The organism is Stenotrophomonas sp. SrG (assembly GCF_050031795.1).
Classification (GTDB): Bacteria; Pseudomonadota; Gammaproteobacteria; order Xanthomonadales; family Xanthomonadaceae; genus Stenotrophomonas; species Stenotrophomonas rhizophila_A.
The window spans coordinates 1-241 of the sequence record NZ_JBNBBE010001011.1 but is presented as its reverse complement, the minus strand read 5'-3'; the positions used below and the strand labels follow the sequence as shown (position 1 = coordinate 241).

Here is a 241-nt window from a genome sequence, read left to right as displayed (position 1 = left end):
TTGCGAGGCGCTGCGCTTTGGTCCGCTGACCCGGCGCCGGCTGTTCAACGCCGCCGGCATTACCGATATTTCTCCTCCCGCAAGCGAGTTCGCATGAGCCCCAACACGCAAGCCCCGAAGGTCGTCTAAGAAGGCAAGTACCAGCGCATGGTCGTGCGCGGCTCGTGGGAGTACAGCGAACGAACCCACGCCGGCGGACTGGCCGCGATCATCATCGCCGTCACCCCCGACGACAACGTGA

Annotated in this window: 1 pseudogene; it reads left to right on the top strand. The window is 64.7% G+C overall.

From position 1 onward, the window contains the following. Positions 1-93: 93 nt before the first annotated feature. Positions 94-241, top strand: a pseudogene (locus ACQG3P_RS22550) (DNA mismatch repair protein MutT); the annotation flags it as partial.